The sequence below is a fragment of the Candidatus Amarolinea aalborgensis genome (assembly GCF_900491745.1).
GTDB lineage: Bacteria > Chloroflexota > Anaerolineae > SSC4 > Amarolineaceae > Amarolinea > Amarolinea aalborgensis.
Map to the genome: position 1 here is coordinate 214,774 of NZ_UETR01000001.1, position 25,473 is coordinate 240,246.

Sequence of the window (25,473 nt, forward strand, 5' to 3'; positions counted from 1 at the left end):
ACCTGCAATGAAAACAGGCAATCCGCGGCCATCTTCCAGGTCAGTTACCGCCTGGCTTTAGGCGGTTTGGGCGCGGGCGTCTCTGCGGCCGCGCCAGCCTTGCGCCGCGTGGCCGGCTTCTCAGCGACCGTGACGGGCGCGGGCGCGTCTTTGGGTTGAATAAGCGGCTTTTTGGCTGCAGGCGCAGCCGGGGCTGGCGGCGCGGCCGCGGGTTTGGTCTTCTTGGCGGATGAAGAAGCGGCCGCCAGGGTTGGCTGGACGGGCGCAGCCACAGGCGCGGCGGCCGGTTTTGCCTCCCTGGCCGCGGGCGCAGCCGTCGCTGGGGGCGGCTCTTTCGGTTGTATGAGCGGCTGGTTGGTCGCCGCCGCGGGTTTGGTCTTCTTGGCGGATGTGGGAGCTGGCGTCAGGGTTGGTTGGGCGGGTGCCGCAACCGACGCCGCGGCCCGGTTCACCTTTTTGGCCGTGGATGCGGCCGGCCTTGGCTGCGCCTGTGCAGCCCTGGATTTGGCTTTTGGCGCAGCGGGCGTTGATTTGGCCTTTGGCGCGGCCGGCAGAGCCAGCGCCAGTTGGCTGGATGCGGCGGGTTGAGCCTGGCTCCTGGTCTTTGCCCCTGCCTGGCTCGCTTTCCTGCGGCTCGGCTCGGGGCGCGGCAGAGGCGCCTCATCGCTCAGCTCTGCCGACTTGTCTTGTCTGACCGTCAGCAGCCCCGACACCTTCTGCCCGTGGGCTAGCGGCAGCAGCAGCTTGCCCTGCGTGTTGCGTCCGGCCAGCGGCACATCGGTCAGGGCCATGACATGCCAGGATGGCTGGTTTGTGCTCACCGCCAGCAGGCTCTCTGGGGCCACGACCGCGGCCTGCGCCAGTTCGCCAGAACGGGCGTTCAGGCTGTGGGCCACAACGCCGCTGCCGGCGCGACCCTGCGTGGGGAAATCGTCCAGCCCGCTGCGCTTCAAGTACCCCAACTCCGTTGCGGTCAGCAGCTCGGTTCCGGGCGTTGCCAGTCCGGCGTAGATCACCTGGTCACTGCGGGCCAGTTTGACCGCGTTGACCCCACCCGCGGGCAAGCCCACCGGGCGTACATCCTCATCCTTGAAGCGAATGGCCTGACCCTGGCGCGTCACCAGTACGAATTCCTGGCTGCCCTGCGCCAGCATGACCCAGCCAAGCTCATCCTTGTCATCCAGGTTGAAGACGGTCGTTGGCTCCAGGTTGACAGCATCCAGGAAATCGGTCAGTGTGATGCGTTTGACCTTGCCCTGGCGTGACACCAGCACCAAGTGACAATCGCCGTTCAAGTTGCGCGCGATTGTCGTCACGGCCGCCACGCGATCGCGCCGCGTGAAACCGCTCAGATCGGCCCAATGGCTGCCTGCGCCTTCGTTGACTTGATGCAGGCCCAAGCGCGCGCTGCGACCGTCGCGACTAAAGAGCGCCAGGTAGTGCCGCGTGTTGGCGCGCAGCAGGGCCAGATCCGCGCTTGGCGCCAGGCTGCGGAGCGTCTCCGGCTTCAGTTCCTCCAATGGACGGCGCGCAATCATGCCGTCGCGGGTCACGGTCAGCCACACATCCTGATCGGGCAGCAGGTCATGCGCTGACATTTTGCCTTTGGCCCGTTCCACAATCTGCGTGCGGCGGGCGTCGCCATAGGTGGCCTTGAGCTGGCGCAGCTCATCCTGAATGAGAGCCAGCATTTTGCTCTGCGAGGCCAATAAGGCCTCCAATTGGGCAATGAGCCGCAGCAGGTCTTTATATTCCTGCTCCAGTTTTTGCCGTTCAAGCTGCGCCAGGCGTTTGAGCGGCATATCGAGGATGGCCTGCGCCTGGATTTCGCTCAGTTGGAAGCGCTTCATCAAATTGGCGCGTGCGGTCTCGGTCGTGCGCGAACTGCGAATAATCTGAATCACTTCATCCAGATTTTTGAGTGCAATCAACAATCCTTCCACAATGTGCGCTCGCGCACGCGCCCGCGCCAGATCGAACTCTGTGCGACGCCGAATGATTTCGCGGCGATGTTCGACGTAATGGATCAGAATTTTCTTGAGCGACAGCAGCCGCGGCTCGCCGTCCACCAGGGCCAGCAGGGAGACGGAGAAGGTCTGCTGCATAGGCGTCAGCCGGAAAAGCTCATTCAGAATCTGCTGCGCGTCCACCGTCCGCGTGAGCTCGATGGCGACGCGCATGCCGGTGCGGTCGGACTCGTCGCGCAGATCGCTGATGCCATCCAGGCGGCCTTCACGCACTAGCTCCGCAATCCGCTCCAGCAGCCGCGTTTTGTTGGTCATGTAGGGCAGTTCCGTCACCACGATGCGGTTGCGGTTGCGGCTCATCTCTTCCAAGTGCGCTTTGGCCTGAATGACAAAACGCCCGCGGCCCACGGCATAGCTCTGCGCGATGAGGTCTTCCTGCTCGCCCGTGCTGGTTTTGCCATAGCGGAAAACCAGGCCGCCGGTGGGGAAATCAGGCCCTTGGATGAACTGCATCAGTTCTTCGATGCTGACCTCGTCGGCCCGTTCGTAATGGTCAATCAGATAGACCAGGGCATCACAGACTTCGCCCAGGTTGTGCGGCGGCACGTTGGTGGACATGCCTACGGCAATGCCGCTGGCGCCGTTGACGAGCAGGTTGGGCAGTAGGGCTGGCAAAATCGTCGGTTCGCGCAGCGACTCATCGAAGTTGGGGCCAAACTCAACCGTGTCCTTGTCAATGTCATCCAGCACGCTGGAGGCAATGCGCGCCAGGCGGGCTTCAGTATAGCGCATGGCTGCGGCGTTGTCGCCGTCCACGGAGCCGAAGTTGCCCTGACCATCCACCAGCATGTAGCGCAGAGAGAAATCCTGCGCCATGCGCACCATAGATTCGTACACCGCAGCGTCGCCATGCGGATGGTACTTACCCAGCACTTCACCGACGATGCGTGCGCTCTTTTTGTGCGTCTTGTCGGCAGTCAAGCCCATGTCGTGCATGGCGTAGAGAATGCGCCGATGCACCGGCTTGAGGCCGTCGCGCACGTCGGGCAGCGCCCGCGCCACGATGACGCTCATGGCGTAATCCAGGTAAGCCGTCTGCATTTCCTGGTCAATATCAATGGTTCGAATGGTGCCGATAGTCATATGCTGTTCCATGGATACGTGTTTTGAGCTGCGCGCAGTAGCGGCGATCTAGCCGAAGTATGCCATAGAATGATCGTTATGGCAAGAACAAGTGTGCTATCCCGTAAAAGGACCGATCAAGGCCGCCGCGTCAGTGTAGCCAGGTAACGAAAACTCTGCACGATGACCACCACGAAGGCGATGAGCACAACCCCGCCGACCAGCAGGGCATAACCATCCAGGCTAAGACCGGGAAGGGGGTAAAGGATAATGGCCGCCACGATCGTCAAAAGGCCAAGCCAAAACAGGCGCCGTCCCGCGTACGCGTTGGCCGCGTACCAGATGTCAGGGTCGTCCAGGGTCTGGCGCACACGAAAGCCATACCATAGATTGGGCCGCACCCGGCGGCGCATCAAAGGGATGGCAATCAGGCTCAGTAGGGCGCCGCTGCCCACGAAAAGATAGAGTAAGAACGTCTCATCGGTCATGGCTTTCCTCGTTCCTCGCGGCGCGCTGCCTGCAGTCGCACGACCTGCGGCTGGGGCGCATGGCTTTGCGCCCCAGCCCATCGCCCATCCTGCGCCCCTTATGGCGTCAGGCGGTTGAGATCGCGCGGGAAGAGCGTCGCCAGGCGGATGTTGTCCAGTCCCAAGAGCTGCATCAAGAAGCGCTCCAGGCCGATGGCAAAACCGCCATGCGGCGGCATGCCGTACTTGAACACTTCCAAGTATGCCTCGAAGGCGGCCAAATCGGTCACGCCGTGCTGCGCCAATGATGCGATGTAATCGGCGTAGCGGTGCAGGCGCTGACCGCCGGTCACCAACTCCGTGCCGCGAAACAGCAGATCGAAGCTGTTGGAAAAGGCCCGATCGGCCGGGTTGGGGTGGGTATAGAACGGTCGTTTGCCCATGGGGTAACCGGTGACGAACAAATAATCGCTCCCCAGCGTTTGCTGCGCCCACTGCCCCAGCCAGCGCTCATGCGCCGGCGCCAGGTCAGGCTCGCCGCGGCAATCCTCACCGGTGGCCCGAAAGATCAACTCCTGCGCCGCCGGGAAGTAGACCCAAGGGATATCGGCGACCATGCCCCCCGTCCCCGCGGCCGCCAATGGAGAGGTCGCGCCGGGCGCGGCAAAGGCCGGCATTTTCACCCGCAGTTGCGCCAGTTCGGCGGCGTAAGCGGCCGCCAGGTGCTGCAAAATGCCCTGAATGACCGCTGCCAGCAGCGTCATCACGTCGAAGTGGTTCTCGATGAAGCCGAACTCCACGTCAAGGCTGACATATTCATTGATGTGACGCGTGGTGTCGTGCGGTTCTGCGCGGAAGACGGGGCCTACCTCGAAGACGCGCTCGAAGATGCCCACCATCGTTTGCTTGTAGAACTGCGGGCTTTGCGCCAGGTAGGCGGGGCGGCCGAAATAGTCTACCTTGAAGACATTGGCGCCGCTTTCCGTGGCCGATGCCACCAGTTTGGGCGTTTGCACCTCGGTGAAACCCAATGCAGATAAGGTGGCGCGGAACCCGGCCATAATGCCGGCGCTCAGGCGAAACAGCGCCCATTTGTTGGGGTGGCGCAGTCCGACCACGCCGTGATCCAGGAAGGTGTTGAGGGTGGCTTTGACTTCCTTCTTGTTGATCTCGAACGGCGGCGGCTCCGTCACGGCGGTGATGACGCGCACGTGGCAGTCGTGCAGCTCATGGCCGCCGGGCGCCTGGGCTTCGAATACGACTGTGCCTGTTACCTCCACGACGCTGCCCTCCACGCAGCCGGCCAGCGGCGCCAATTCTTCCGGCGTCAACACCGCCTGGAACAGGCCAAAGCCATCGCGCAAGACAAGAAAGTTGATCGCGCCAATCTGGCGCAGGCGATGCACCCATCCGCACAGGCGCACGCGCTGACCTACGGCGCGGCCGGCTTCATTCGTGCGCACACGCGGCGGCGCGGATACCACGGTTTCCGTTGACATGTCTCCTCCTAAACGTTGGCGGTCGGTCGGGTTGGCAGCCCGACTGGCCGTTTGCGGGAATAAAAAGAGCGCCACCCGTCCGAGGGACGAGAGGCGCAACTCGTGGTACCACCCTGGTTTGTTTCGGCCTCACGGCTAAAACCTTCAGCGGTCATCTCTGACCAGCAGCGCGTAACGGACGCCACCGGCATGATTTACTTGACATAGACACAGGTGCCTGCATCGTTCAACCATGCAGCTCAGGAGTGTCTTTCCGCCAGTCAGACAGGCGACCATCGCAGCCAGCGGTCGCTCTCTGGGCTATCCGTTTCAGGCGTACTCTCTCCGTCAACGCTTGTTGAGTTATGAATGGCGGCAAGGATACCATACCGTCTGCTGCCTGTCAAAGTGGGTTCGCCCTGGCAATCAGCCCTGCACCACACAAGCGCCGCTCATGACGGCGAACCGTGACTGACCACCTTACGGCAAAAACGCACCACTCATTTGACTTTACGCCAGATCCAGGTCTTTGGTGTAGCGTGGATCGGCGTACTGAATCAGCGCATAGCCGCCGATGACCAGATACTTAACCTGGTTGGCGTTGAAAAGCCTCAACAGATCGCTGAAGTCGGAGTTGACGAACATCGCCGCCTTTGACCTTGTGCGCGTGGACGATCATCTCCCATGCCGCGTCGAAACGCGCCTGGGCTGATTGGTCTTGCCAGAACTCGAGGTCGAATGACCGGTCAAGTTCGGTCAATCAGACACCCCGACCAGCCATTGAAGGAGATTGTTTACCTTCCCGAGTAATCCGAATCAAAAACCGCAAAGCTTCATTCACTGACTCGGCATCGGGGAAGATCTCTGCTACATCGGGCGCTAACTGGATAAACTGCCCCCCAAATCCAGACCGCTCACGACCGATTTTTCGCACGCGTAAGCTCCTCAAATCGTACTCTGGACGCAATTCGTCTTCCATCTCGTTTTCAACCTTCTTCCTGGGGCGGCTTTCGTCTTCTTGCCCATTTGGAGTAAAATCATGGCAAAAGGACGACGAAGCATGATCTCATGGGAACAAGAAATCAAATTTTCCGCGTGCGTGCGTCAACATCCGCGCGCTTGCCAAACAGCATGTCAGCGGCGGCGACTTGCCCCAACCTGCGCCATGACCGAGCTGACGTAGGCCTATTTGCGCGCGGCGCCGCCCTTCTGTTTCTGCCCACCGCCCGGCGGCGTCCATCCTTCGGGCATTTGGCCTTCGTCGCTGAAGAAGAAATGTTCCATCTGCTGCAGAAGAAAATCCTGCGCATTCGGATCGCCCAGGCTGAGGCCGTAATGGTTGATGAGCAGCGTCTGGTAGGATGGCCACATCTCCCACGCTTCGCGCGAGATTTCGTTGAAGATGCGCTCGCCCAGCTTGCCCTTGAACGGCGCTTTGTCCAAGCCGGGCAGCAAGCGACCAAGCTTGCGGCACATCACCATGCGTGTGTTGTCGGGGCTGAACCCTATGTTGGCGGCAGGATCGGCCATCTGAAACCTCCGGTCTAAAGTGTTAGCGGCGGTGATTGTACACCAATGAGCATTGAGAACCAAAAGCTGCGTATCGTCTTCATGGGCATGGATGGGATTTTTTCTGCCATTCCGCTGCAATACTTGCTCGCTCACGGCGTTCAGGTGTGCGCCGTGGTGACGCCAGGCTCTGCGCCGGACGAATCCGCGCTGCGGCTTTCGACGGCGGCGCAACCATCCTCTATCGTTGACCAGGCCGCGGCGGCGGGGCTGCCCGTCATCTACGTCAAGCATCTGCGCGGCGCGCCAACGGCGGAGCGGCTGGCTGCACTGGCGCCGGATGTCGTCTTGGTCGCTTGTTTTTCGTTGATTTTGCCGGCGGCGCTGCTGGATACGCCGCGCCTGGGCTGTTTCAATTTACACCCATCGCTGCTGCCCGCTTATCGAGGCCCCGCGCCGCTTTTTTGGCAGCGGCGGCTGGGCGAAGAGCAAACCGGCGTGACGCTGCACCGGATGACGCCGGCCGTGGATGCGGGCGAGATTGTAGCGCAGGTCGGTGTGCCTTTGCCGGACGGCAGCAGCGCTGCCCAAGCCGACGCCTTGACCGCCCAGGCCGGCGCTGAACTGATGCTGCACATGCTGGCGCGCCTGGCGCAAGGCCCGTTACCCATGCAGCCGCAGGATGAAGCGCGCAGCACGACGTTTCCCTGGCCCACGGCTATGGATTTCAAACTCAACGCCGCCTGGGCCGCGCGGCGCGCCTTCAATTTCATGCGCGGCACAGCCGAGTGGGGATACCCGTACCGCCTGGTGGGCCATGGCGCGCCGTTGTGGCTGCAAACCGCCCTGGCCTTTGACCCACAGCAGCAGCTTGACCAGCCCGTGGTGCGCCGTGGGCGCGAGGCGCTGCTGCAGTTCTCGCCCGGTGTGCTGCACGCGACGGTTCTATGGTAAAGCGCCGCGGCCGGCTCGAATTTCGGTCCAAGGCAAGACTCAACCTGGACAGCGCCGCGCGCTCAACAGCAGCGGCGGCAAAGGCGCCTGGCGGAAATCGAAATTTTCCAGCAGATCATTGGCGCCTGCGTCACGCCCGCTCAGCGGCGTCAGGCCGAAATTGCGCTCGATGAAGGTCACGAGCGAGGTCAGCTCGGCCTGGCCGTGCGAAATGAAGCCTGGTCGAGCGTAGGGCGAGATGATGAGCAGCGGAACGCGTGGCCCCAGGCCGAACTGATCCACCTGCGGCGGCGGCAAATGATCGTAGAAGCCGCCGAAATGGCTCCAAACGACAAAAATAACCGTATTTGCCCACAGACTGCTCTTCATCACAGCGTTGATCTGCTGCACGGTCCAGTTTTCGCCCTCGCACAGGCTGGCCGTGGGGCGTTCGCTGAACTCGCCAGGAGGCACGAGCCAGCTCACGGCTGGGAGCTGCTGGCGCAGGACATCCACCAGGAACTGTCCGTCGCCGGTGACGTTATTGTTCCACAGGTAGGACGTACGAATGGTTTGGATCGCGTTCAGCACAACGGTTTGATAGCCATCTGCGCCGGGCCGCGGCCCATAGAAACGCCAGGATACAGGCCGCGCCTGCAGCCGCTCAGGAAGGTTGGCGATATTGAAGCAGGGGAAGACCCAGGTTGGATTGCCCGCGTTGGGTTCTGTGCGTACACGCGCACCGGCTGGCGCATCGCACCCCCAGGTGTCAGAGCTTTGCGTGGGATTGTCGGTGACCAACGCGGATTGCGCAGCAACCAGGTGAAGGAGATTGGGAAAGGCTGGCCCGGCCACGGCGGAGAAGGTGCGGTCGCTGAGCACAAAGGTCTGCGCATAGCGCCAATAGTTAGGGATATCTTCCGGCCAGGCCTGCGTGAACGGCAGCAAAAAACCATCCGCGAGGGCCGCGCCTGGAATCAGATCGAACTGATTCATGCGACCGCCACCCATGGCCAGCTGCGCCGACGCGCTGGAGGCATCCGGACTGCCGCCCAAGCGGTCTCCCGCGCGCGCCAGGTCAATCAGCGCGCCATCGGCTTTTTCTCCTCGCACCGCGCCCTCGGCGCCCGGAAAGCGGCCAAAGAGCGCATCGAAGCTGCGCCCTTCCTTGATGATGATGACGACATGTTGGATCGGCGTGTTCGTGATGGGAGTTGGCGTTGGTCCCTGGCTGGCAATGCCGGGAAAGAAGATCTGGCGCGGCGTCACCGTGGGCAGGGGTGCGGGGGTCGGCGGCGCGGTGGGCGTGGGCGCGGGCGTGTCGGTGGCAGGTTCTGGCGTGAGCGTGGGTGGATTGGTTGCCTCAGGCGTCGCCGGCGCAACGGTCGCCGTGACCGCTTGCGGTGTGCCTGGCGCTGGGCCGGTCGCAATGGCAGTCCCCGGCGCGCTGGTGATGACCGGCGGTGATGGCAGCGGCGGCAGGGTCGGCGCCGGCGTCACGCTGCTGGCTGGCGTTGGCGTGACCGGGGCTGGCGGCGGAGTGGGCGGCAGGGGCGGCTGCACACACGCGGCCAGACCAAAGGCCAGCAGCAGGCCCAAAGCCAACTGAACGAGGGGTTTACTTGCGAGCTGTCGGTCGGGTGTCATGGCGGCGCCGCATGCCCTCCCTGGACTGAACATTTATCACAACCGGATCGTTGCGGAAGATTATACACCCAGCAGCGACAAAGCCGCGAACTTGACTTTGGGGCCTCGATGGGCTAAAAAGGACGATAGAGAGGGACAAAGAGAAATCATGAACATACAGACGATTCGAATCGGAGCAAGCAGTTTGGAAGTGCCGGCCCTGGGCGTCGGCACTTGGGCCTGGGGCGACAAGCTAACATGGCAATACGGCGTCAGCTATGGCAAACAGGACGTAGTTGCAGCCTTTCACGCCAGCCTGCGCGCAGGGTTGAGATTATTCGACACGGCCGAGGTCTATGGCACCGGCATCTCCGAGCGCTTGCTGGGCGAACTGGCCTCCACCGTGCAGACGCCCATTGTGATCGCCAGCAAGTTTGCGCCGCTGCCCCATCGCTGGACGGCCGCTTCGATTCGCCGCGCGCTCAACGGCAGCTTGCAGCGCCTACGGGTTGATCGCATTGATCTTTACCAGGTGCACTGGTATTTCCCCACCCTGCGCATCGAAACCTTGATGAATGTGCTGGCTGATGCCGTCGAGGAGGGGAAAATTGGCGCTATCGGGGTGAGCAACTACCGCGAGGCGCGCATGCGGCGGGCGCATGAGGTGTTAGCCAAGCGTGGACTAGCCCTGGCCGCCAACCAGGTCGAGTATCATTTACTCAATCGCGAATGTGAACGCAACGGCGTCCTCACGGCCTGCCAGGAACTCGGCATCACCTTAATTGCCTACAGTCCATTGGGCAAAGGGCGACTCACCGGGAAGTACCGGCCCGGCGCGACCGTGTCGGGCATGCGGCGGGGCTTCAAGACGTTTTCGACTGCGCAATTGGCTGCGGCCATGCCGACCGTGGATCTTCTGACGGAGATCGGCGCGGCGCACGGCAAGACGGCCGGCCAGGTCGCGCTCAACTGGCTCGTGCGTCAACCAGGCGTCTTGCCCATCCCTGGCGCCAAAAACGCCCATCAGGCGGCTGAAAACGCCGGCGCCCTGGGCTGGGAGATCACCGCCGAGGAGGCTGACGCGCTCGATCGTGTCAGCCGCGCGGCTTCTGACGCCTGAGAGGCCAGATCGTCCGGCGCCGACTCGCCTGTCGCGCGCTGGTTGCGGCGATCCTCGGCGACTTCAGCAGCTCCAAATTGGACCGAGTTTTCAACCGCAGAGATCACAAAGAACACAAAGAGCTGCTGCTTTGCGTTTGGTCTGCTGTTCCTTTGTGTTCTATGTGTTCTATGTGTTCTATGTGTTCTTTGTGGTTAAATATGCGCTATATTTGGAAATCCTACGGCGACTTGACTACGCTTGCTCAATTTCGTAACGGTTGGTGATATTGGCTGCTTTGCGCAGCATGGCCATGGCCGGGCAGTACCGCTCCTCGGACAACTGAATCGCCCGCTCGAGCGACGCCTGGTCAATGTGATGGCCGGCCACCTTGTAGACAATCTCGATGTCGGTGTAGACCTTCGGATAATCAGCCGCGCGCGCGCCGTTGACCACCACCTCGAAGCGTGTCACTTCCTGGCGTTTCTTGCGCAGGATGGAAATGACATCCATGCCCGTGCAGCCGGCCAGGCCCGCAATCAACAGGCGCACCGGCTGCGGCCCGGCGTTGATGCCGCCCACGTCGCTGGCCGCATCCACCATAAAATGATGCCCATCCACTTCCATGTCGAAGTGCATCGCATCTACCAGGGTTGCTTTAACGGTATCCATTTGTTCACTCCATGTTTATTGTTCAACTGCGCGCGGCTTGCAGCGCCTGCCACACCCGCTCCGGTGTGAACGGGATCTGCCGAATGCGCACGCCCGTAGCGTCAAAAATGGCGTTGGCCAAGGCCGGCGCCACGCCATCTTTCGGAATCTCTGCCACAGCTTTGGCCCCATACGGCCCACTCGGCTCGTAGGTCTGCACCAGGATGACATCCAACCGGGGCATCTCGTCAGCCTGGTAGATACGGTAAGGCCCGAAGCGTGGGTTCAGCAGATGGCCCTCGTCGTCGTAGGCCATCTCTTCGCAGTGCGCGTAACCGAGCGCCTGCACCATGCCGCCCTCCACCTGGCCGGCCGCGGTCAGAGGGTTGATCGCGACGCCGCAGTCAACCGCCATCAGCAGCCGGTTTACCGTGACCTGGCCCGTTTCCGTGTCCACATCCGCTTCGACAAACTGCGCGGCAAAGGGCGGCGGGCTAACGTAGCTCATGTGGCTGGCCGTCGCCATGATTTGATGCTGATCGGCCTGATGCGTGGCATGCAGAGCCACTTTTTCCAGGCTGACCTTGCGCCCGTCCGGCGCGTGCACGTGTTGATCCTCCAACCAGACGCGTTCCGGATCTGCGCCTGGCAGCAGATGCTTGACCGCGTGCTCGATGATCTGGTCTTTGACCTGCTCGGCCGCCTTGAGCACCGCGCCGCCTGAAATATAGGTGGTGCTGGACGCGTACGCGCCGGTGTCGAACGGCGTAAAATCGGTGTCGGACGAGAAGATGATAATGTCGCGCAGCGGCACGCCCAGGGTTTCGGCGCAAATCTGGGCCAGGATGGTGTCGGAGCCGGTGCCCAGGTCGGTGGCGCCAACGAGCAGATTGAAACTGCCGTCGTCATTGAGTTTGAGACTGGCTGCGCCCATGTCCAGACCGGCGATGCCGGTGCCGTGCATGCAGAGCGCCACGCCCAAGCCCCGGCGGATATGGGGGCGGTCGGGGTGCGGGGTGTGAAAGCCTGGCCGCGTCTTGCGCTCCCAGTCCATCGCTCGCATGCCCTCCTGCACACATTCCTCCAGACCGCTGCTGGTGACCCACTGCGCAAAGCCTTCACGCCCTTCGCCCATCGCCCGCGCCATCATCATTTCATCGCCTGTGCGCACCCAGTTCTTGCGCTTGAACTCGATCGGATCCCAGCCGATGGCGAGTGCGATTTCATCCATGTGACATTCGAGCGCGAACAGGGCCTGCGGCGCGCCATAGCCGCGGTACGCGCCGGGCGTTGGTTTGTTGGTGTAAACCACGTCGCAGTCGAACTCGGCCGCGCCCAGGCGATAGGTGCTGAGGCCGCGAAAGCCGCTGACCATCTGCACGGTCAGGCCGTGGGTTCCATACGCGCCGGTGTCGGCCACCGTCTTGATGCGCATGGCGGCCAACGTGCCATCCTTGCGCACCGCCGTCTTGATGCGAATGATCTGTGGATGACGCGAGCGCGCGCTGCTGAACTCCTGGCTGCGCGTGTACTCGAAGCGCACGGGCCGGCCCGTCGCGATCGTCAGATGCCCGCAGAGGTCTTCGAGGAGCATTTCCTGCTTGCCGCCAAAGCCGCCGCCGATGCGCGGCTTGATGACGCGAATGCGGCGCAGCGGCAAACCCAGCAGCGGCGCAATGATGCGGCGCACATGGAAAGGCACCTGTGTGCTTGTTCGCACCACCAGGCGATCGTCCTCATCCCAGTAGGTGATGCAGGCGTGCGGCTCAATCGCTGCTTGCTGCACCTGGTGCACGCGGTATTCGTGTTCGAAGGTCCACGCGGCTGCGGCAAAGGCTTGCTGCAAATCGCCATGTTTGACATAAATATGATGTGAGCGATTATGCGCCGCGTCATGAATGCCCACCGCGTCCGGCTCATCGTGAATTTGCGGCGCGCCTTCCTGCATGGCGGCCACGGGGTCAAGGACAGCCGGCAGCACCTCATAGTCCACGTGGATCAAGGCCAGCGCGGCCTGGGCTATCTCAGGCGTTTCCGCCGCCACTACCGCCACCCGATCGCCCACATGGCGCACTTTGGAGTCAAGCGACGCCTGGTCATAGGGGTGCGGCTGCGGGTAGCTTTGCCCACCGCTGGCGTACATCACGCGCGGTATATCCTGGTAGGTCAGCACGGCGTGCACCCCTTCCAACGCGCGTGCGGCGCTCACGTCAATCGCGCGGATGCGCGCATGGGCGTGGGGGCTGGTCAACAGAGCCGCGTGCAGCATCCCCGGCAGGGTCATGTCGTCGGTGAAAACCGGGCGGCCTTTAGCCAGCTTGACCGCATCCACCTTGGTTTCTGCCTTGTTGACGACGCGCGTTTCAGGCTGGGCGACGACCATGACCGGCATGCGCGTGCGGGTCAGCGTCTCTGTGGGCCGTCCATCGAAGGAATCATCGGGAAATTCTGGCGTATCATCCGCAGGCGCCTGGCGTTCCTGGGCCGCGAGGCCGCTGGCAAAGATGATTGGAGGCATTTCCGCGGGCGGCGCCGCTTCGCCGCGCAGGATGGCGGCTGCGCGCAGCACCGCCTGCACCGGGCGTGCGTAGCCGGTGCAGCGGCAGAGCACGCCGGCGATGGCCTCGCGCACCTGGTCTTCGCTGGGATGTGGGTTTTGATCCAGCAGCGCCTTGGCAGCCAGCAGTTGGGCCGGAGTGCAGAAGCCGCATTGGATGGCTCCAGTTTCAATGAAGGCGCGCTGCAGCGGGTGCAGCGCGGCGGGCGGAGATGATGCCTGCAGGTCGTTGTCACGCCGGCCGGGCTGGTCAGGCGCGAGGTGTTCTACCGTTTCAATGGCGGCGCCGTGGGCCTGAACGGCCAACCGCGTGCAGGTGTTGACCAGCTTGCCGTTGAGGAGCACCGCGCAGGCGCCGCAGTCGCCCGTTTCGCAGCCGTGCTTCACGCTCCACATGCCGGCTCGGCGCAGCGCCGTCAAGAGCAGTTCATGCGGCGCCGTGTCCCAGGTCGTTTGTTCGCCATTGAGCGTAAGGTGGATGTGCATCATTGCCTCCCGAAAGTGTTGGCTCCTGCGTGAATTCTAACACACAAGCGGTGGGTGTTCAAAATAGGTTGTGCGGACTGCATTTAGAACTGCTGATAATGGTTAGAGTTGGTCGCAAGGGCCAAATGTGATACAATACTTACAACCCCAAACACGTTTGTGCGTACAGAGGAATAGTTCCGGCGGCGACCCGACGTCCTGAGCGGATTGCCGCCTGGAACCTCATGGGTCAACGAGCCGGTGGCCGGGCTGCCGGTAAAGGCGCTAACACCACACACGAGGACGAAACACGTATGCCCGATCGCATGGTGCGCAGCGACGGTAGTTTCATGCGCGGCGATGAAGCGCAGGTAGTTCTGCAGTACCTGAACGCGCTGGAGAGCTGCTCCGTGGTAGGAATCAGCAACATCGGCAAATCGGCCTTCCTGCGCATGTTGTGCCTGCCTCAGTTCCAGGCGCAGAGGAGCGGGCCGAGCCGCGAGGCTATTTTTGTCTATGTTGACTGCAACCGCATGTTGGGCTTGAATGATCAGGGTCTCTATGAATTGGTTTTGCGCTGTCTGCAGGATACGCTGCGCCAACAAACTGTGCCTGACGCCCTGGTGCGCGCGCTGCGCAGCGCCTATGAAGAACTGATCAACCCACACAGCCCATTTCACATCCCGCTGAGTTTCAACCAGGGTTTGACCGCTGTGCTCGATGGCCTGGGGCGCACCGTGGTGATGGTTTTCGATGAGTTCGATGACGTCCTGGCCCGCGTCGAGAGCCGCGTTTTTCTCAATCTGCGCGCGTTGAGGGATCAATATCGGCGCACGTTGGTTTTTGTAACGGCTACCAACGAAAGCCTGCCGCTGCTGCGCCGCGACGAGACCGTTGACGAGTTTATCGAACTTTTCACACATCACACCTACTACCTGCCGCCGCTGAAGCCTGACGATGCGGCTGATTTGATCCGCCAGCTCGCCGACGAACTACACGTCACCTTCAGCACGCGCGATATAGATTTTGTCTTTGATTGGGCTGGCGGTCATATCGGCCTGGTCGAGGCGGCGTGCGGCGTGTTGGGTAGTCTGACCGGCGCGCCGCTGCGGGATGCAGCCCAGGATTGGATCATTCACCGCGAAGCGGCGCAGCGCCTGCCGCGCAACCTGGCCGTGCAGACGGAGTGTATCAAAATTTGGGCCGGGTTGAACGAGGGGGAGCGCGCCGCTTTGATGGCTCTTGTCACGCCGGGGGGCGAGGCGCCGCTGCCGGTCATGAACACCCTGCACAACAAACATCTGCTCTTGGGCGCAGAAGATGACACCCCGCGTATCTTCAGTCGCCTGTTCGGCCAATTTTTGGCGCAGCAGAGCGCCCTGGTGCGCCCTGGCGTGCAGGGCGTGCGCGTGGATGTGGAGACCGGCACCGTGACGGTGGACGGTCGCCCCACCGAGGCCTTGACAAACCTGGAATTTCGCCTGCTGCTCTTGCTCTACGGTCAATTGGGCAAGATCTGCGACAAATACCAGGTGGTCGAAGCGGTGTGGGGACAAGACTACATGGATACTGTAGATGATGCCCGCATCGAAAAGTTGGTCAGTCGCCTGCGCGCCAAAATCGAGCCAGATCCAACGAACCCGCGCTATTTGACCACTTTGCGTGGGCGGGGTTACAAATTGGTTGGGGCGTCCTAACCGACCGTCAGTCAAGCGTCAGGGCGCCGTCTAGCGCAATTCGACAATTGCGGGTAAAATCAACCCGCAAGGGTAGCCTTTCCAACTGCCTGGGATTTTGGCCAGGCTGCATGAATCGCTCAGATCAACGGAGGTAACGCAAGCATGGCATCGTTGTTAGAAAAAATCGGCACGCTCATCTCGGCTAATCTGCACTACATGGTAGATGAGGCGTTGAAGTCCAATTCGATTGCGGTCTTCGATCAGTACATTCGCCAGGTTGAGAACAACCTGGCGGAGTTAGAAGACGCCGCAGCCACCGTGGGCGGCGAGGCGCGTATGCTGCGCCGCAAGTATGATGAATTTGCCGGTAAGGCCGCGGAACTTGACAAGAACATTGACATGTTCCTGAGCGAGGGACGTGAAGAACTGGCGGTGGCCGCGCAGACCAAGTTCAACTCCACCAAGCGCCTGGCTGATTCGTATAAGGAACAGGCCGATCGCCAGCAGTCCGAGTATCAAAAGCTGTTGGATGCTCGCCTCAAGCTGGAAGCCAAGTTGACCACGGTCAAGCAGGAGCGAGAAGAGCTGCAGGCTTTGCTGACCCTGGCCAAGTCTAAGGAAGTCAGCACCAAGGCCGTCAAGTCGTTGGATGACCTGGTTGGCTCCGGCGACGCCGATATCGCCCGCGTGGCTGATTCCATCCGCGCCCGCCTGGACAAGGCGCAGGCCGAAAGCGACATGGTTGCCTCCCGGCTTGATCGGCAGATGGACGATGTGCTGGAGCGCGAGACGCTCAACCGCCAGTTGGAAGAGCGCAAGCGCCGCCTGGGGATGAGCGCCGGATCATAGGCATTCGCCGGACTTTGGGTTCGTTATGGCTGCTGTTGCTGTGTGAACCCACCCGATCCGCGTGTGTTTCTGAAGTATCGGGTGGGTGTTGCATCGTCGTTCTGTTTCGGCTATACTGACAGCAGGTGGTTCGGACGCACGCCGCAGCGGCCAGTTTTGCCATGCGCCGTCGTGTCAACATCACGTGCAGAGGGGGAAACTCAATCGTTATGAATAATGCCATGATTTTTGAGCCGCGCAGCATGAATGTCAAGTTCGCCACCGGCTTCGCCGTGCTGCTGGCTTGTTTCTTTGCCTGGGTCAGCGGTATGATCACGGAAGCAATGGGCATCCTGGTGCTTTCCATCGCTGGCTTTCTGGGTCTATTTGCCATGTGGGATGCTGCCTACGTTGCGAACCGCAAGGTGATCGTGACTGATCAGGGCCTGACCGTGAACAATCCGCTGCGGTTGTGGGGCGTGCGGCAGGAATTCTCCTGGGACGACATCAAGCAGCTTGAACTCACCGTGCGCGATGAGCAGCGCAGCCTACGCATCAAGGCCGACAAGCCGCCCAAGTATTATTATGAAGATGTGTTGTATGACCCTGAGTTGGTGCAGGCGATCGTCACCCGCGGCAAGCTCAAGCCGCTCAAGGGAGAGGAAGCGCCGGCCCTGACTGCCCTGCCAAGCGATGGCAAAGCTGTCTATCGCTGGACGAAGAAGTGAGCTAACAAGTAACGAGAGATAAATCACATGAATCGCACTCGCATTATCTTCATTGCCATCATCGTGTTGGCATTGGTGGTCATTGGCGTTTCCTGGGGCTTGGGCTATCTGCAAACCCGACCGCAGCAACCCCTGGTGGTTGCACCCACTGGCCCAATCCAGGTGCGCGTCCTGACGGCCTTACCGGTGGAGCCGTGGGTGCGTGACGCCGCCAAGCAGTTCAATGACGAAAAACATCGCTTGCCGGGCAGCAATGAGCTCATCCAGGTAGAAGTGGTGGCTATGGACGGGTTGACGGCGCTGGGCAAGTGGGACCGCGACGAGTTCGGCGTCCTCGGCGACCGGGCCGCGGACAGCTTGACGGAGGCTGAGAAAGCGAAACTTGCCCAATTCCCCACCGTTTGGATTCCTGACAGCCGCTACCTGGTGGAACTGGCGAATGTGACTTACAAAGAGCGCCTCGGTCGTGATGTCTTCCTCACGGACGGAGAATACCGGGCGCGGCCCATTGCCATTTCGCTTTTTGCCTGGGGCATCTATCAGACCCGCGCGCGTGTGTTGGAGACGAAGTTCGGCGACATCAACTGGAAGTCTATCCATGATGCGGCCATCACCAAGGGCGGCTGGCCCGAGCTGGGCGGCGACCCTAGTTGGGGATTTTTCAAGCTGGTGGTGCCTAATCCGCGCAAGAATGTGGGCGGTCTGGCTGCCATGATTGCGGCGGCGGGTGAGTATTACAATCGCACCGATATCAGCGTTGCAGACGTCACCAACCCTCAGTTTCAGGCCTGGCTCAAGGAACTGATGGGCGCGCTGACTGACGTCAGCGGGTCCAGTGCGTATACGGCCGAAGATTTCGCCTTGTTTGGCTATTCGGTAGGCGATGGCGGCCAGTTGCTGGAAAGCGACCTGCTGACGAACATGGCTGGCATCCAGACGCGCTGGGCGGATCCCCTGCTGATCCGCTATCCGAACTATGTCAGTTGGTTTGACTTCCCCTTTACGGTGTGGGTGGGGCCAGAGACGACCGCGTTTGAGAAAAATGCGGCGCTTGAGTTCCAAAAATACCTGCTGTCGCCTGATGTGCAGAAGAAGGCAGTGGCGCGCGGCTTGCGGCCAGCCAATCCTGACATCCCGGTGATGGAAGGTGACAGCCTGTTCGCCAAGTGGGAGAAGCAGGGCGCCCAAGCCATTGTGCCGCGCACCACGGCCATGCGCGCCCCGAATCGCGAGGTGCTCCTGGCCCTGCTCCGCTGGTTTGACTTGAATGTGGCTCAGCGGTAAGAGTGACACGCCAGCGAAACATGCGCTCAAATGAGGCCACGATGACAAAGCAACGAAAAAAGCAGGGCGGCGTTCCGCCCGCGACAACGGTAACGATTATTGGCGGCGCATTGGCCTTGCTCCTATGCTGCGCCATGGCCGTCATTGCTTGGAACGGCCTCGGCAGACCGTTGACGCCGATCGTGAAGCAGGCCGACAACACGGTGGGCTTTCGCAATGCCACTGTGACCCTGGCTTATTCGCCAGAAAAAGGACAAATGCTGCAGGTGCTGGTGGATCAGTTCAATCGCCAGAACTTGCGCACCCCAGACGGCCAGCCCATGCAGGTGAAACTGCTGGAAATGACGCCAGAGGATATGGTTAGCGCCGCGCTGGAGAATCCGACTTTCCAGGCGCTCACACCCGACTCCACCCTGTGGTTGGACCAACTCGATCGCCAGTGGGCTTTGCGCCAACAGGTCGAAGCCGGACAGATTGCGCCGCGGCGTGTGGGCGAATCCACGCGCTACGCGGTCAGCCCTATCGTCATCGCGGCCTGGGAATCGGTCGCCCGTGGTCTTGGCTGGCCGCAGCCGATTGGCTGGAGCGACATCCAGAAGCGCGCGACCAGCGATGCCAATTTCAAATGGAACCATGCTTCGACCAGCCACGCCAGCGGGTTGCTCGCGACCCTGGCGGAATTCTATGCGGGCGCGGGCAAGACGCGTGGTTTGACCGCGGACGATGCAACCGCGCAGGCCACGCTGGACTATGTGCGCAACATCGAGCGCACGGTCAAGTATTACGGCGAAGGCGAGCTAACCGTGATTGAGCGCGCCCAAAAGGAAGGCCGTTCTTTCCTGGATGCTTTTGTGATTCAGGAACAGCTCGTCGTGCGCTTCAATCGTGATCAGCGGGGCGAAAAACTGGTTGCGCTCTATCCCAGCGAAGGCACGCTGTGGGCCGATCACCCGCTGGCGCTGCTCGAGCTGCCGACCCTGGCCGCCAATCAACGCCGCACATACCAGGCCCTGCGTGAATTTCTGCTGAGCCCGGCATCCCAGAAGCTAGTCCTGAGCTACGGGTATCGCCCGGCTGACCTGAGTATGGCGCTCGATGGCCCAGATTCCCCGCTGACGGCGGCGAACGGCATAGATGCGAAACAGCCGCAAACGACGCTGCAAATGCCGCCCGCGGCCGTGGTAGAAGTGGTGCAGAATGTTTGGTACTATACCAAGCGTCTGACCAACGTCTTCCTGGTGGTTGACACTTCCGGCTCGATGCGCGGGCAGAAACTCGACGCGGCCAAGACTGCGCTCGGCGCCTTCCTGGCGCAGATCAAGGGCAATCAGGAACAGGTTGGGCTGGTGGAATTCAGCGGGCAGGTCAACAACGTGCTCGAATTGGATGAGCTAGGACGCACGCGCGACGCCTTGAATAACGCCATTGCGAACTTGAACGCCAATGGGGATACTGCGCTGTTGGACGCGGTGCGCACGGCCTACCGGCGCTTGCAAGAGCGCGGCGATCGCGAGCGAATCAATGCGATCGTCGCAATGACCGACGGGCGTGAAAATGCCTCCCAGGTCAGTCTGAATACCCTGGTGCGTGAGATTCAGCTCGGCAACCAGGGGGGCGTGCCTGTGGTGATTTTCTGCATTGCGTACGGCAGTGACGCTGATTATGATACGCTGCTCGCCATTGCCGAGGCGTCTGGCGGGCAGGTGCGCGAAGGCACTGAGCAGACGATTCGGGAGTTGTACAAGCTGCTGTCCAGCTATTTCTGAGTAGCCACTATGCCTGACCAGTCCATCAGCCAGAAAATCGAGCGCCAGGCCCGCCAGGCCATCCTGGAACATGCGTTGCTGCGCGTGGAAAATGCTCTGATCGTGGCCGGCGTCCTGTTAGCCACGTACTTCGTGCCAGAGCCGTTTCCCTGGTGGCCCGTGTGGGGCTGGGCCGCGTTGGGCCTTGTGGGTGTGGCCGGTTTGGTTGTGAGCAGCCTCACCGACCCTGAGCACAACCGTCAGGTGGTGGCCGATCTGTTCTTGCAGGAATTCACGACCGCCGGCATCAGCGATCGCACGATCAAGGGCAAGCTGGACCAGGCGCTCGATTATTTCCGGCGCATCCAGGCTGCTGTGCAGACGCAAAAGGGCGGGGTCATGCAGGATCGCCTGGGCGACACGGTGCGCCAGATCAACGATTGGCTGGCGAACATGTTTCAACTGGCCCGCCGCCTGGATGCCTATCGCCGCGATGAGGTCATCAAGCGTGACATGAAGTCCGTGCCGGCCGAAATTTCTAGCTACCGTCAACGCCTCAACCTGGAGCGCGACCCGTCGGTGCGGCAGCAGATGGAGGCCGCGATCAATGCGCGCATCACGCAAGGGGAGGCCCTGGACCGCCTGGAAAACATGATGGAAAAGGCCGAGTTCCAGTTGGAGCAATCGCTGGCCGCGCTCGGCACCATCTATCCACAAATCCAGTTGATTGGCGCACGCGATGTGGACAGCAGTCGCACGCAGCGCCTACAAGCGGATATCTCTGACCAGGTCAACACGCTCAACGACATGGTCTCCTCGATCAATGAAGTCTACGCGTACGATGCCGAACATGATGTCGGAACCCTGCGCGCGGCCCCGCCGGCGCGCAAGACGTCGGCGGCCGGTTGACGGGCCAGGCGTAGCGCTGCGGGCTGCGCCAACCCATCATGATAGCCCCGCGCCGTTGGAACCGCTATGAGATAACAGGAGTTTGCCATGCGCAACGTGATCTTGGTTTTGATCGTTCTGAGCCTTCTGCTCACCGGCTGCAACGCCAGCCCACAGCCGACGCGCGGGGAGGTGACGGTCTTTGTGGCCGTACCACTGTCTGGCTTTCAGGCCAATGGTGGGCAGACGGTTCTGGGCGGCGTGCGGCTGGCGGCCGCCGAGATTAACCGCCAGGGCGGTCTACTCGGTTACAAAGTCAATGTCGTTGGCTTGGATGATGAGTCCGATTCAGATGTGGCGCTTGCCGGCGCTCAGAAGGTCAAGGACGCGGTGGCATCCGGCCAAAAAGTAATCGGTGTGGTCGGTCACCTCAACAGTGGACAGACGCTGGCTGCGATGGAAGTGTATAAGGACATGTCGCTCGTCGTCATCACGCCCACCTCGTCCGAAACCTCGATCACGCAGAAGGGCTACCGCAACTTTTTCCGCGTCAATGCCAACGACACGGAGCAGGCTGCGGTGGACGCCGGGTTCCTGGTGAACAATCTGAAAGCGCGGAAGATTGTCGTCGTGCACAACGATACACCTTACGGTGTTGGCTTGCGTGACGAGATGAAAAAGGCTTTGGCCGCCGTTGGCGGCGAGGTTGTGTTGACGCTGCAGGTCAAGGAGGGTCAGCCGCGCTACCTGGATGAGGTCGCGCAAATCAAGGCGGCCAACCCGGACGCGATCTTCTACGCTGGTTATGAGATCGAAACGCCCTATCTGCGGGCCGACCTGATCGAAAATGGCGTGACCATACCGATGCTGGCCAGCGACGGCGCTTTTCTGGCGGCGACGATTGACGAAGCCAATGGTACGGCTGAGGGCATGTATGTCAGCGCGTTCGCCCCCAGCCCGCAGGTGGCAGGCGCATCCTGGATTCAGGCTTATCAGGCCGTGGAATCTCGCAACCCAGACACCTATTCCATCAATGGTTACAGCGCCATGGCCGTGCTGGCTGAGGGCGTCAAAAAGGCGAACTCGCTCGATTCCGCCAAAGTGGCGGATGCGATGCGCCAGATGGACTTCCGCGGCGTCATGGGGGATCTCCAATTTGACGCCCAAGGCGACGTCAAAAATCCCAAAGTCTTCATCTTCCAGGTCAAAGATAGTCAATTTGTACAAGTGGCGCCATGACGCACGCATCGGATGACGCCGGCGGCTCGCATGGCGCGCGCCCATAGGAGTGGGATGGACAAGCGAACAGACGAAAACCAAGACACCCGTGCCGTCGAATTGACGCCAGCGCAAAGAAGCCTGACCGTCAATCTGCGGCAGAAGCGCACGTTGTTGACGATTTGTGAATACTACCAGCGTCATGCGGCTGCAGCCGAGGCCGAAATCGGAGCCTGGTTGGATAACCTGGTTGATGCCCTGCGCGCTGAAATTGCAGATATCTCACGCCTGCTGCGCCTCTATGATGTGCCTCCAGCCGGCGTGTACGCGGCGCGCAGCCAGGTAGACGAGGCGCGTTACGTGAAGAGCCGAGAGGCGCGCCTGGCTCTTTTATTGGCCAGGACGCGGGCCACGGTGCGTTGGTATGAACACGAACTGGCGGCCGATCCTCCCAGTGATGTGGCCGAGCTGTGGACTGAATTCCTGGCCGCCGAGCAACAGCGTGTTCAGCAAATTGAGAGTATGCTCGCCGAGGTTCAACCCGCGGCCGCCTGAGCATGAATGTCAGACAGAAACCAGGTTCTTGAGGATCAGCGACTCACCGAACCTGGTTTCTTTTGTGGGGAGAACTCGCCGTGAACAAGCTCGGATTCTACATTGAAAACAGCACGGTGCCATTCATTCGAGACGCCCTGGCCTCAGTCAAACCACCGGTCATTCTGTTTCACGCCGGCGACCGCGGCCTGCTGCGTGAGATTCGCACCAGTCTTTCGCCAAACTCCTTTATCATTGGGCGTCTGTTTGTGCCGCTGGACGAACAGGTGCGCTGGCTGGACGCTGCGGACCCCGACGCGGCGGGCGTCGCTTACGCCAATCGCATCCTGGAGTATGATTTTGGCTATGCCACCGAGCGCGCGGCCGGCCGGCTGCTGATTGATGCCTGGATGGGGCCAAACGAAACCCTCCCTGGCCCGGCTTCTTTCAAGAATTATCAACTGGGCACTCCCCTGGATCGTTATCCGGAATTTGCCGAGTTCTTTCAGCGCCGCAGTCAGTCGCTTGACCGTTTCCAGGCGGCCTTTCGCGCACGCCTGCAAACGGCTGGCTGTGAGGCCGTGGCATTCAACTTTGGCGCTGGCAACTACATTGACGCCTCGCACTATCTCGATTGGTTTCCACGCACGTTAGAATCCTACCGCTATCTTGGTTTTCACGAGTATGGCTGGCCGACTCTCATGCCGCGCGCCGGCGCTTCCAGCGCAGCGCTGCTCTATCGCGAGGCCATGCGCGGCATCTGTCAACGTTACAACAACCGTCATACCGCCATTATCACCGAGGCTGGCCTGGCGCGCATGTACAAAATCCTCGACGGCGGCGATGTGGGCTGGCTGTATCCACCCGATTCGGTGACGGAAGATTCCTACTGGGAATCGCTAGACTGGTACAACGACCAGATGTGCCGTGACGCCTATGTCCTGGGGGCGTGCCTCTACCAGGTGGGCCATGCCGGGCGTTGGGAAACGTTCCGCCACCTGGGCGTGGACAATCAGCAGCGGCCGATTACGATCAGCAATCGGATCGCTGCGTTGAAAGACCGCGCCGCCCCGCCGCTCAACCCGGACTGCACCACACCCGTCGAGTACCCGGCCGATGAATGGCGCGCCAGCCCCGGGCCGGTGGCGCGTCCCGCCTGGACGGACGTTCACACCTTGCTTTTGCGGAGCCCTGCGGCTCGTTATCCGATGCGTCCGTGGAATGCGAACAAGCGCCTGATCATTCACCACACCGTCACCGCGGGCGACATCACGCCAGACCTCATCGCGCGCGCGCAGGTGCAGCAGGGCAAACCAGGCATCACCTACCATTTCGTGATCCAGGCTGGCGGCGCTATCTATCAGACGAACACCCTGCGCACCGCGGCCGCGCATACCGGCGTGGACGCAGTCAACGCAGACAGCATCGGTGTGGCGCTGGCCGGCGATTTTACCGCAGCCCCGCCTTCGGCCAACCAGATGACCAGCGCAGCCAAACTGTGCGCTTTCCTACTGCAGGAATTCGGCCTGGCCCCCACGGCGATCAGCGGTCGCAGTGAAGTGGAGCCCGGTAATGCTTCGCCAGGCGCGCAATGGCTCCAAGGCGCGGCTTGGAAGGAAACCCTGCTCGCCCAGGTGCGCAGCCTGATCCCGCCGACCCCGCCTACCTGCGAAGAACAGCTGGCGCAGGCGCGCACAGACCTGGCGCAGGCGCGCAACGCGGCGGCGGCCGCGTTGGACAGAGCACAGCGCGCCGAAGCCCAGGCGGCTCAGGTGCCAGGGTTGACAGCCGATGTGGCGCGGTTGCAAGCCGACAATCAGACGCTGCGCGCGCAACTGGCGGATGGCGAATTGGCCTTGACCCAATACCAGGTGCAGGTGGCCGATTTACAGGACTTGACTACCGACCTGCGCCGACACACGTCAGATCAGCAGGCAACGATCAGCGCCCTGCAAGCCCAGGTCGCTGATTTGCAGCGGCAGCTGGCTGATTGCCAGGCTGGACTGCCCGGCGGAGGCGAACCGCCTGGTGGAGGCGAACCGCCTGGTGGAGGCGAACCGCCTGGCGGAGGCGAACCGCCCGGCGGAGGCGAACCGCCCGGCGGAGGCGAACCGCCCGGCGGAGGCGAACCGCCCGGCGGAGGCGAACCGCCCGGCGGAGGCGAACCGCCGCGCATCGCGCGGCCTGACTTGCAGGACGTTAGTGCGCAGCTGCCCCATCATACAACCGCGCGATACGACTCGCGTGCGCTGGACACCATCAGGCGTGTGGTGATTCATCACACGGTGACGCGCGACAACGTGACGGCGGAGCGCATTGCGCAGGTACAGGTCGGGCAGGGACGCGCCGGCATCACCTATCACTTTCTGATCGTCGGAGATGGCACGATTTACCAGACGAACGCGCTGGAAACCGTAAGCGAACAAACGGTGACGCCGGCCGTCAACCTGGATGGGGTGGGGGTGGCGTTTGCAGGCAATTTCACCGATGTGCCGCCAACTACTGCGCAGATCAACAGCGGCGCACGCCTGATTGCCTGGCTGCTGCAAGAGTTAAAACTGACAACCGACGCCGTTGTGGGTCGCAGCGAGTTGGAAAGCGTCGGATCGCCGGGGAAACAGTGGCTTCTGGGTGCGCGTTGGAAGGAAATCTTACTGCAAGCTATGCAGCGGCTTTGATATAATACAGTCGCACC

20 protein-coding genes and 1 other annotated feature are annotated in these 25,473 nt (G+C 61.6%); of the genes, 11 read left to right on the forward strand and 9 right to left on the reverse strand.

Annotated elements, in window-relative coordinates; genetic code table 11:
• Positions 1-44 precede the first annotated feature (44 nt).
• From gyrA to ACPQ6D_RS00890, 6 genes are all read right to left on the reverse strand, one after another.
• The gene (gene gyrA, locus ACPQ6D_RS00865; protein WP_423222393.1) at positions 45-3,110 is read right to left on the reverse strand and encodes a DNA gyrase subunit A; all 3,066 of its coding nucleotides are present in this window, start codon (positions 3,108-3,110) and stop codon (positions 45-47) included.
• Between the two features lie 116 nt (positions 3,111-3,226).
• Positions 3,227-3,577 carry an SdpI family protein gene (locus ACPQ6D_RS00870; protein ID WP_423222394.1) on the reverse strand — a complete coding sequence of 117 codons (351 nt, stop codon included), beginning with the start codon at positions 3,575-3,577 and terminating at the stop codon, positions 3,227-3,229.
• A 98-nt stretch (positions 3,578-3,675) separates the two neighbouring features.
• Positions 3,676-5,055 (reverse strand): aspartate--tRNA(Asn) ligase, encoded by a 1,380-nt coding sequence (aspS, locus tag ACPQ6D_RS00875; RefSeq protein ID WP_423222395.1) that lies wholly within the window; start codon positions 5,053-5,055, stop codon positions 3,676-3,678.
• A gap of 79 nt (positions 5,056-5,134) precedes the next feature.
• Positions 5,135-5,395 (reverse strand) — a binding site (T-box leader).
• Positions 5,396-5,544: 149 nt separating this feature from the next.
• Complete coding sequence (locus ACPQ6D_RS00880) at positions 5,545-5,679, reverse strand: hypothetical protein (protein ID WP_423222396.1); 135 nt, start codon at positions 5,677-5,679, stop codon at positions 5,545-5,547.
• Between the two features lie 115 nt (positions 5,680-5,794).
• Entirely contained in the window at positions 5,795-6,013 is a 219-nt protein-coding gene (locus tag ACPQ6D_RS00885) for a hypothetical protein (RefSeq protein WP_423222397.1), read from the reverse strand.
• A 206-nt stretch (positions 6,014-6,219) separates the two neighbouring features.
• A complete protein-coding gene (locus tag ACPQ6D_RS00890) occupies positions 6,220-6,564 on the reverse strand; it encodes an oxidative damage protection protein (RefSeq protein WP_423222398.1) in 345 nt (114 codons plus the stop codon).
• Between the two features lie 45 nt (positions 6,565-6,609).
• On the opposite strand from ACPQ6D_RS00890, the gene ACPQ6D_RS00895 reads away from it, so the two are divergent.
• Entirely contained in the window at positions 6,610-7,497 is an 888-nt protein-coding gene (locus tag ACPQ6D_RS00895) for a methionyl-tRNA formyltransferase (protein WP_423222399.1), read from the forward strand.
• A 39-nt stretch (positions 7,498-7,536) separates the two neighbouring features.
• On the opposite strand, the gene ACPQ6D_RS00900 is transcribed toward ACPQ6D_RS00895, so the two are convergent.
• Positions 7,537-9,123 (reverse strand): phospholipase C, encoded by a 1,587-nt coding sequence (locus ACPQ6D_RS00900; RefSeq protein WP_423222400.1) that lies wholly within the window; start codon positions 9,121-9,123, stop codon positions 7,537-7,539.
• A gap of 148 nt (positions 9,124-9,271) precedes the next feature.
• On the opposite strand from ACPQ6D_RS00900, the gene ACPQ6D_RS00905 reads away from it, so the two are divergent.
• Complete coding sequence (locus ACPQ6D_RS00905) at positions 9,272-10,222, forward strand: aldo/keto reductase (RefSeq protein WP_423222401.1); 951 nt, start codon at positions 9,272-9,274, stop codon at positions 10,220-10,222.
• Between the two features lie 234 nt (positions 10,223-10,456).
• Here ACPQ6D_RS00905 and ACPQ6D_RS00910 read toward each other — a convergent pair whose 3' ends face one another.
• Positions 10,457-10,873 (reverse strand): OsmC family protein, encoded by a 417-nt coding sequence (locus tag ACPQ6D_RS00910; RefSeq protein ID WP_423222402.1) that lies wholly within the window; start codon positions 10,871-10,873, stop codon positions 10,457-10,459.
• 22 nt (positions 10,874-10,895) lie between these two features.
• Entirely contained in the window at positions 10,896-13,898 is a 3,003-nt protein-coding gene (locus ACPQ6D_RS00915) for a molybdopterin-dependent oxidoreductase (RefSeq protein ID WP_423222403.1), read from the reverse strand.
• A gap of 290 nt (positions 13,899-14,188) precedes the next feature.
• On the opposite strand from ACPQ6D_RS00915, the gene ACPQ6D_RS00920 reads away from it, so the two are divergent.
• From ACPQ6D_RS00920 to ACPQ6D_RS00960, 9 genes are all read left to right on the forward strand, one after another.
• Complete coding sequence (locus ACPQ6D_RS00920; protein WP_423222404.1) at positions 14,189-15,571, forward strand: winged helix-turn-helix domain-containing protein; 1,383 nt, start codon at positions 14,189-14,191, stop codon at positions 15,569-15,571.
• Positions 15,572-15,715: 144 nt separating this feature from the next.
• A complete protein-coding gene (locus ACPQ6D_RS00925; RefSeq protein WP_423222405.1) occupies positions 15,716-16,402 on the forward strand; it encodes a PspA/IM30 family protein in 687 nt (228 codons plus the stop codon).
• A 209-nt stretch (positions 16,403-16,611) separates the two neighbouring features.
• Entirely contained in the window at positions 16,612-17,109 is a 498-nt protein-coding gene (locus ACPQ6D_RS00930; protein ID WP_423222406.1) for a hypothetical protein, read from the forward strand.
• Positions 17,110-17,136: 27 nt separating this feature from the next.
• Entirely contained in the window at positions 17,137-18,393 is a 1,257-nt protein-coding gene (locus ACPQ6D_RS00935) for a type 2 periplasmic-binding domain-containing protein (RefSeq protein ID WP_423222407.1), read from the forward strand.
• Positions 18,394-18,434: 41 nt separating this feature from the next.
• Entirely contained in the window at positions 18,435-20,159 is a 1,725-nt protein-coding gene (locus ACPQ6D_RS00940) for a vWA domain-containing protein (RefSeq protein WP_423222408.1), read from the forward strand.
• A 9-nt stretch (positions 20,160-20,168) separates the two neighbouring features.
• Positions 20,169-21,047, forward strand: coding sequence for a hypothetical protein (locus ACPQ6D_RS00945; protein ID WP_423222409.1), 879 nt, complete (start codon positions 20,169-20,171; stop codon positions 21,045-21,047).
• A gap of 87 nt (positions 21,048-21,134) precedes the next feature.
• A complete protein-coding gene (locus ACPQ6D_RS00950) occupies positions 21,135-22,265 on the forward strand; it encodes a branched-chain amino acid ABC transporter substrate-binding protein (protein ID WP_423222410.1) in 1,131 nt (376 codons plus the stop codon).
• A gap of 54 nt (positions 22,266-22,319) precedes the next feature.
• Positions 22,320-22,799 (forward strand): hypothetical protein, encoded by a 480-nt coding sequence (locus tag ACPQ6D_RS00955; RefSeq protein ID WP_423222411.1) that lies wholly within the window; start codon positions 22,320-22,322, stop codon positions 22,797-22,799.
• A gap of 80 nt (positions 22,800-22,879) precedes the next feature.
• Positions 22,880-25,456, forward strand: coding sequence for an N-acetylmuramoyl-L-alanine amidase (locus tag ACPQ6D_RS00960; RefSeq protein ID WP_423222412.1), 2,577 nt, complete (start codon positions 22,880-22,882; stop codon positions 25,454-25,456).
• Positions 25,457-25,473 lie beyond the last annotated feature (17 nt).

Coding starts and splice junctions, on each gene's coding strand:
- gyrA (WP_423222393.1), bottom strand. CDS start 3,110: ATGACTATCGGCACCATTCGAACCATTGATATTGACCAGGAAATGCAG.
- ACPQ6D_RS00870 (WP_423222394.1), bottom strand. CDS start 3,577: ATGACCGATGAGACGTTCTTACTCTATCTTTTCGTGGGCAGCGGCGCC.
- aspS (WP_423222395.1), bottom strand. CDS start 5,055: ATGTCAACGGAAACCGTGGTATCCGCGCCGCCGCGTGTGCGCACGAAT.
- ACPQ6D_RS00880 (WP_423222396.1), bottom strand. CDS start 5,679: ATGTTCGTCAACTCCGACTTCAGCGATCTGTTGAGGCTTTTCAACGCC.
- ACPQ6D_RS00885 (WP_423222397.1), bottom strand. CDS start 6,013: ATGGAAGACGAATTGCGTCCAGAGTACGATTTGAGGAGCTTACGCGTG.
- ACPQ6D_RS00890 (WP_423222398.1), bottom strand. CDS start 6,564: ATGGCCGATCCTGCCGCCAACATAGGGTTCAGCCCCGACAACACACGC.
- ACPQ6D_RS00895 (WP_423222399.1), top strand. CDS start 6,610: ATGAGCATTGAGAACCAAAAGCTGCGTATCGTCTTCATGGGCATGGAT.
- ACPQ6D_RS00900 (WP_423222400.1), bottom strand. CDS start 9,123: ATGACACCCGACCGACAGCTCGCAAGTAAACCCCTCGTTCAGTTGGCT.
- ACPQ6D_RS00905 (WP_423222401.1), top strand. CDS start 9,272: ATGAACATACAGACGATTCGAATCGGAGCAAGCAGTTTGGAAGTGCCG.
- ACPQ6D_RS00910 (WP_423222402.1), bottom strand. CDS start 10,873: ATGGATACCGTTAAAGCAACCCTGGTAGATGCGATGCACTTCGACATG.
- ACPQ6D_RS00915 (WP_423222403.1), bottom strand. CDS start 13,898: ATGATGCACATCCACCTTACGCTCAATGGCGAACAAACGACCTGGGAC.
- ACPQ6D_RS00920 (WP_423222404.1), top strand. CDS start 14,189: ATGCCCGATCGCATGGTGCGCAGCGACGGTAGTTTCATGCGCGGCGAT.
- ACPQ6D_RS00925 (WP_423222405.1), top strand. CDS start 15,716: ATGGCATCGTTGTTAGAAAAAATCGGCACGCTCATCTCGGCTAATCTG.
- ACPQ6D_RS00930 (WP_423222406.1), top strand. CDS start 16,612: ATGAATAATGCCATGATTTTTGAGCCGCGCAGCATGAATGTCAAGTTC.
- ACPQ6D_RS00935 (WP_423222407.1), top strand. CDS start 17,137: ATGAATCGCACTCGCATTATCTTCATTGCCATCATCGTGTTGGCATTG.
- ACPQ6D_RS00940 (WP_423222408.1), top strand. CDS start 18,435: ATGACAAAGCAACGAAAAAAGCAGGGCGGCGTTCCGCCCGCGACAACG.
- ACPQ6D_RS00945 (WP_423222409.1), top strand. CDS start 20,169: ATGCCTGACCAGTCCATCAGCCAGAAAATCGAGCGCCAGGCCCGCCAG.
- ACPQ6D_RS00950 (WP_423222410.1), top strand. CDS start 21,135: ATGCGCAACGTGATCTTGGTTTTGATCGTTCTGAGCCTTCTGCTCACC.
- ACPQ6D_RS00955 (WP_423222411.1), top strand. CDS start 22,320: ATGGACAAGCGAACAGACGAAAACCAAGACACCCGTGCCGTCGAATTG.